Source organism: Coleofasciculus sp., from assembly GCF_046539235.1.
Lineage (GTDB): Bacteria > Cyanobacteriota > Cyanobacteriia > Cyanobacteriales > Coleofasciculaceae > Coleofasciculus.
In genome coordinates this window covers 1-6,624 of the sequence record NZ_JBKHHI010000371.1, presented here as the reverse complement: position 1 = coordinate 6,624, position 6,624 = coordinate 1, and the positions used below count along the sequence as shown (strand labels likewise).

Below are 6,624 nucleotides of genomic sequence, written 5' to 3'. Positions count from 1 at the left end.
GGAGACCAGAGGATGCTTCGCGTTTGTTGCACGGGGAGACCAGAGGATGCTTCGCGTTTGTTGCACGGGGAGACCAGAGGATGCTTCGCTTTTTGTTCCATGGGGGAAGCCAGCGGATGCTTCGCTTTTTTTGCACGGGGAAGCCAGCGGATGCTTCGCTTTTTTTGCACGGGGGAGACCAGATGTTGCTTCGCTTTTTTTTGCACGAAGGTGGGAGAGGGGAGCCGGAGCTTTGTCAGATGAACCGAATAAATTAATCGGAATTTCTGGTTGCTTCTAAGAGGTAAGAAAAGTAAAACTGAGTACTGGTCATTCCCGTGCGTTGAATGGAAAAGCCGTTACTTTCCAATATTTTGATAATATCCGACTTGCGGTGTAGGTAAGCACGAGTAGTTTTAGAAGGACCGGGAAACAATTCGCCAATTTTTTTGAGCAAACTGTATACAAGGTTTTTGGGAGCAAAGCTAAGAATTAAGCGTGACTCGGCTAGAGAAGCGAGATGGGAAATCATCTGATCAGCTTTATTTTGGGGATAATGAATCAGCACATCTAGGCAAATAACCGTGTGATAGCTCCCGCTCAAGTCTTCCAAATCCTGTACGGCAAAGCTAAGATTGTCAGAATTCGCCAAGCTAGCTTGTGCCTTTTCCTTGGCTTCACCGACCATTTTTTCTGAGATATCACTGGCAAAGACTTTCGCACCTGCTTCAGCTAGGGGAATACTGAGACTTCCCACACCGCAGCCAGCGTCACAGATGGATAACTCGGCTAAATTGCCATCAGCCTTGAGCCAGCCCAGAACAGTATCGACGGTTTGCTGGTGTCCATTACGGATATCCAGTTGGACTTTATTAACCTCGCCCTCGCCGTAAATCCGCCGCCAACGGTCAAATCCGGTGGCGTTGAAATAGTCTTTAACTACGGTTTTATCATCAACGGTGTTCATAGAGTCAGGTTGGATGGAGGAGTTCGGACGATTAATTACTTTACCATGAGCTAGGGGTGTTACTGCTATCATGTCTTTCTCAAGAAACATCATCCAGAGGGCAGAAGGCAGAGAACTTCCAGGAAATGATGAGATGTTCGGTTAAAGTAATATTCTCCTAAAATGGAAGGTGAATGTTTTGATAGTTGATATATTCTTGGAGAAAGTGTCAGGTAAGGTGATGGGTGAAGTTAAAGCAAAAGTCAAGCTCACCAATCCAACGGATGACGATGACCAATGACTAATGATAAATCACTCATTGAATTGTAAACGCTGCCAACTCAATTTTGATGTATCCTCATGCCAATGCCAACGCAACAAATTGCCAGGTTGTCCTACTCCAATCCCAGGTAAACCGATCGCGTGTCGAGGGGACTCCGTTGCTAGGGCGATCGCACTCTCGATTTCACACAGTCCCCACTCTACCAAATTCTGCACTCCCACCAATAACGGTAAGGTAGTTCCCGCTAATGTGCCATCCGCTAACCGTGCCGTACCCTGTTTCACTTCAATCTGACGCTGATCCCAGGGATAAATCCCATCCCCTAATCCTAACGGCGCTAACGCATCACTCACCAGAAACAATCCCGCTTCATACCCACTCGCTTGCAGTAGAATTTGTAACATTGTCGGACAAACATGCTGTCCATCGGCAATCACCCCACAGCGCACTTGAGGATGAGTGATAGCAGCACCCAATAATCCGGGTTGCCGATGGTGTAATCCCGGCATCGCATTAAAAGCGTGAGTCACCATTGAAGCACCTAAGGCAAAGGCTTCCTCCGCTTCAGCCGCCGTTGCTTGGGAATGACCTAAACTCACGGTAATTCCTAAAGAACGCAAATAATGAATCGCCTCACCTGTTTCATCTAACTCCGGCGCTAGCGTCATCACTTTAACCAGTTTGCCATAATCCCCCAAAACTTGCTTGACATTTTCTAGGTTTAATGGTAATAAATATTCCTGAGGATGCGCTCCTCGCTTCTGAGGATGTAGAAAAGGTCCCTCTAAATGCACCCCCAAGATTTGCGCCATTCCCGCCTGATCGGAAGCGGTGGTTAAAAAATCCGCAATCACCGCCAGCGATTGTTGAATTTTCTCAATTGAGGTGGTTACCAAGGTGGGTAAAAATCCATCAATCCCCTGATTCCCTAGAAATTGGCAAATTTGTTGTAATTTCTGGCTATCCCCCAGAGTTAAATCAGGAAACGCCAAACCCAGCGCCCCATTAATCTGTAAATCGACCCCAGCTAAGGAGAGCCAATCTCCTGTAACATTGAGAGTAGCGCCATTTTGAGCCATATCAGCCATGGGTGCGATCGCGGAAATTTTTCCCTCAGGATCAACCCTGATCTGTTGCAACCCTTGATAACCTGGCACTCGTGCATTAATAATAATCATTTGTCCTTTACCATTAATCCTGCATCATTGTCTGATACATCTTTGATCAATAATCAGAGAACAGAGATAAAAAATTTCGAGAGGTTGACTTAATCTTTAATTAACCGGACATATCCGGGTATAGTGGTACAATGCAGAAAGAATTGAGGATACCACTATTGTCAAATACGTCACCCCAAGGGAAGCAGCCGAAATCCTTGGGGTCAATGAGTTGTGTAGGGGCGGGTTTGACAATTATCGTTTCTGCCCTCACCCAGATGAGACTAAACCCGCCCCGACCGAGTTTTGACTCTTTTACCAATGACGAATGACAAATGACAAATAACAAACCCCAAATTGGTATTATCATGGGCAGCGATTCCGATTTGCCCACGATGCAGGGTGCGATCGCAATTTGTGAAGAATTCGAGGTTTCCTGTGAAGTCGCGATCGTTTCCGCGCACCGAACTCCCCAACGTATGGTAGACTACGCCCAAACCGCTCATCAGCGTGGACTCAAGGTGATTATCGCTGGGGCGGGAGGGGCGGCTCATTTACCCGGTATGGTGGCGTCTCTGACACCATTACCTGTCATCGGCGTTCCTGTTTCCACTCGCCATTTACAAGGGGTAGATTCCCTCTACTCGATTGTACAGATGCCAGGTGGAATCCCTGTCGCTACCGTAGCCATTGGCAATGCTAAAAATGCCGGGTTGTTAGCCGTGCAGATTTTGGCATCCCAACAACCTGAGTTACTCGAACGAGTGCAGCAGTACCGCCAGACTTTAACCCAATCCGTCATGGATAAGCAAGCGGCGCTAGAAAAGTTGGGATATCAGCAATATTTATCACAAATGTCGTAGATTAAGGTTTGACCCTTCACGACCTTCGAGGCACCTGGTTTTGACGCAATGTTAGGCTCAAGGGAATCTGGTTTGTAGGGGTAGGTTTAGGGATTTTATTTAAAGATTAGCTATAACAATCAAAACTTAACACCAAAGAAATTTTTCTTAATTAATTAAGAGGTTATTTTAGAGACCTAAATTCTTAGGCTTATTTAAATCTTAATCATTGTCAAATCAATAGGCTTAGGTAAAATCAAAAGGGCGGTTCGCTCTCGCGTAAAAAACCGTCAACTCAGGCTACCAAACTGGTGACGGGTTGACCCAAGTCTTGATGACAGAAGCTCTCAGCTAGGGGGCTACCGCAATATATTTTAAGGACTCACACCAGAAAAAGTATATTTTGTTACAGAAATATCCAGCCAGAAAATTGAAGATTTGAGAATTTCCTAAAGATAATGAACCCAGTTATTGAGAAGAATTGAGGCTCTTGACTATCTGGCAACTTATTTGTAGGGTTTTGTCTAACGTAGACACGCCAACTTCCAAAACTCCCGATTCCTTAATCAGGCAGCACTATTTAAAAGCTGGCAGTAAACCAAAGAAAATAGGCGATGAGTTCTGTCATACTCAGATACTTACCCCCTCTTCTACGTCATACTTCCAATGACTTTATTTACCGCTTCTTAGCTCAATGTTAGGATGTGTTCCACCAGAAATACAGGAAAGAGAGCGAAATGATGTCTAGACGAACGTTCGAGAAAACTTCCGATCGAAAAAAGTCTCCCCCAAAAACTAGACAAGTTGATTTACCAGGATATTCCCAATCCTTCTGGGATTCTCCCTATTTTGACCCCTTAAAAACCATAGCCAAATCTTTTTCTCCGTACTGGCTAGCCTGTATTCCGCTAACGGCGATTATTGTCGTGGTTTGGAATACGGCAGCCGTTGCTCAATCTGACGCAGTTGATGCGGATGCTGTTGCCCAACTCGAGGGAACCTTAAACGCCATCTGGGTTTTGATTGCTGCGATTCTAGTCATCTTCATGAATGCCGGATTCGGGATGCTAGAAACCGGATTTTGTCGTCAGAAAAATGCGGTTAACATTCTCTCCAAAAACCTGATTGTCTTTGCCCTAGCCACTATTGCATTTTGGGCAATTGGGTTTGCCTTCATGTTTGGTACAGGAGGTGGATTGAGTGGAGTTATTGGTTTAGGTGGATTTTTCTTAAGTGGTAGCGATGCAACTTATGGACTTGCTCCATTTCCTGAAGGTTTACCCATACCTGTATTTTTCCTGTTCCAAGCTGCCTTCGCTGGCACCGCTGCTACCATTGTTTCCGGTGCAGTTGCTGAACGGATTAGGTTTGTTGACTTTCTGGTTTTCAGTCTTTTGATCACCGGAATCTCCTACCCCATTACTGGACACTGGATTTGGAGTGAGTCGGGTTGGTTATATGGAAAATTCTCCGACTTTGCTGGCTCAACCGTGGTTCACTCGGTTGGTGGTTGGGCGGCGTTGATGGGAGCTGCCTTTCTTGGACCGCGTGAAGGAAAATATAGAGACGGTCAGATCAATGCAATTCCCGGTCACAATATGAGTATTGCCACACTGGGATGCTTAATTCTGTGGATCGGCTGGTTTGGTTTTAACCCCGGATCAGAACTGGCGGCTAATGAAAATGTGCCTTATATTGCAGTAACCACAAACCTCGCCGCTGCTGCTGGAGGTATTACCGCCACCATTACCTCTTGGTTAAAAGATGGTAAACCCGACCTTTCGATGATTATCAATGGCATCTTAGCTGGCTTAGTGGCGATTACCGCCCCCTGTAACAATGTCAGCTATCTTTCGGCTGTGATCATTGGTCTTCTGGCTGGCATTATCGTCGTTTTTGCGGTGTCCTTCTTTGACAATATCCATATTGATGACCCCGTGGGTGCAATTTCCGTTCACTTAGTCAATGGAATTTGGGGAACCATTGCTGTTGGTTTATTTGACCGCGATGCAGGTCTTTTCGTCGGCGGTGGTGTCAATCAATTGGGTATTCAACTGTTGGGTATCCTTTGCGTAGGCGGTTTCACTGTCGCCTTGAGTTCCATTGTTTGGCTAGCGCTGAAAGCGACTTTGGGACTACGAGTACAAGCCGAAGAAGAAATCCATGGTTTGGATATTAGCGAACACGGGATGGAAGCCTACAGTGGATTTGTCAAGGAATCCGATGTGTTGACCAGTAGCTCGTTTGGTAGCGTCAGTGGTAGTACAGCTGACATTCCTCGCGGCTCGGAAGTTTAACGGAAGCGCTTCTAGTTAGGGAAGCTGGTTAATTGCCAAGAACATCCTGTAGGGGCAATTCATGAATTGCCCCTTTATCATAGTTTTCATAGTTTTATCGGATCGGCACCAGTGGAATAGGACTACAATCTGATGAGAGAGCCGATGCTGAATCTAGACAAGTGTCCACAACCTCGAAAAGCTTTCCAATTTGGGCAGTTTTATCCCTCGCTGTCAATGGTTTACTGGTGCTAGCGATCGCGAGTGTATTGCTGCGCCAATACCAAGGAGCTATCCCTTCTGCGGTTAGCCAGTCTCTAGCGACTGATGCGACTCCAGAAGCCGAAGCAACCCCTACCCCTGTCCCCGAACTCGGACCCCGCCACCAGTTCAATTACCAGCAGTGGGTGGCGCTGCTGGAGCAAGAAGCTGAGGTGATGGTGGATCAGAAGCCAGAGGATTTAGCCATACTTTTGGGAGATTCTATCAGTCTTTGGTTTCCCAATCAGATGCTACCCAGCCAACGAACCTGGCTGAACCAGGGAATTTCTGGTGAAACCACAGCCGGATTGCTGAATCGCTTGGATCTTTTGGATCAAACCCAGCCAGATATCATCTTTTTGATGATTGGCATCAATGACATCATTCGAGGCATCAAAGATGAGACGATTTTAGCCAACCAACGGCTGATTATTCGCTACCTACGGCGCACTCATCCCCAAGCTAAAATTATCGTCCAATCGATTTTGCCCCATAGCGGGGAAAAAGCCACCTGGGAAGGGCGCGATCGCCTCTTGGAAATCCCCAACAGTCGTATCTTAGAGATTAATCAGCGATTGCAAGCGATCGCGGAGTCGGAAGATGTCATTTACCTGAATCTCTATCCCCTATTTGCCGATACCGAAGGCAATCTGAAAATGGAATTGAGTACCGACGGCTTGCACCTGAATCCTCAAGGCTATTTAATTTGGCACTATGCCCTACAAGTCACGGATCAACTCGTTCTCGATGGCAGTTTGTGACGAGGGATGGGGTGAGGGAGATGGGGAAGGTGAGGGAGATGGGGGAAATGGAAAGTCTGTTGTCGGGGCGGGTTTTACTGCTAACGTTTGCTTTGCACCCTGATATAACTAAACCCGCC

Annotated in this window: 5 protein-coding genes and 1 pseudogene; 3 read left to right on the top strand and 3 right to left on the bottom strand. The window is 46.5% G+C overall.

Features of this window, described 5'->3' with window-relative positions:
• The 3 genes and pseudogenes from ACLFWI_RS24245 to nagA all read right to left on the bottom strand — a co-directional run.
• A pseudogene (locus ACLFWI_RS24245) lies at positions 1–206 on the bottom strand (hypothetical protein); the annotation flags it as partial.
• Between the two features lie 47 nt (positions 207–253).
• Entirely contained in the window at positions 254–946 is a 693-nt protein-coding gene (gene bchM, locus ACLFWI_RS24240; RefSeq protein ID WP_446415051.1) for a magnesium protoporphyrin IX methyltransferase, read from the bottom strand.
• A gap of 291 nt (positions 947–1,237) precedes the next feature.
• Positions 1,238–2,386: an N-acetylglucosamine-6-phosphate deacetylase gene (nagA, locus tag ACLFWI_RS24235; protein WP_446415050.1), complete on the bottom strand. Its 1,149-nt coding sequence runs from the start codon at positions 2,384–2,386 to the stop codon at positions 1,238–1,240.
• Between the two features lie 314 nt (positions 2,387–2,700).
• On the opposite strand from nagA, the gene purE reads away from it, so the two are divergent.
• The 3 genes from purE to ACLFWI_RS24220 all read left to right on the top strand — a co-directional run bounded on the left by purE (position 2,701) and on the right by ACLFWI_RS24220 (position 6,505).
• Entirely contained in the window at positions 2,701–3,228 is a 528-nt protein-coding gene (purE, locus tag ACLFWI_RS24230; protein WP_446415049.1) for a 5-(carboxyamino)imidazole ribonucleotide mutase, read from the top strand.
• Between the two features lie 716 nt (positions 3,229–3,944).
• Complete coding sequence (locus ACLFWI_RS24225) at positions 3,945–5,504, top strand: ammonium transporter (protein ID WP_446415048.1); 1,560 nt, start codon at positions 3,945–3,947, stop codon at positions 5,502–5,504.
• Positions 5,505–5,665: 161 nt separating this feature from the next.
• Positions 5,666–6,505 (top strand): GDSL-type esterase/lipase family protein, encoded by an 840-nt coding sequence (locus tag ACLFWI_RS24220; protein WP_446415047.1) that lies wholly within the window; start codon positions 5,666–5,668, stop codon positions 6,503–6,505.
• Positions 6,506–6,624 lie beyond the last annotated feature (119 nt).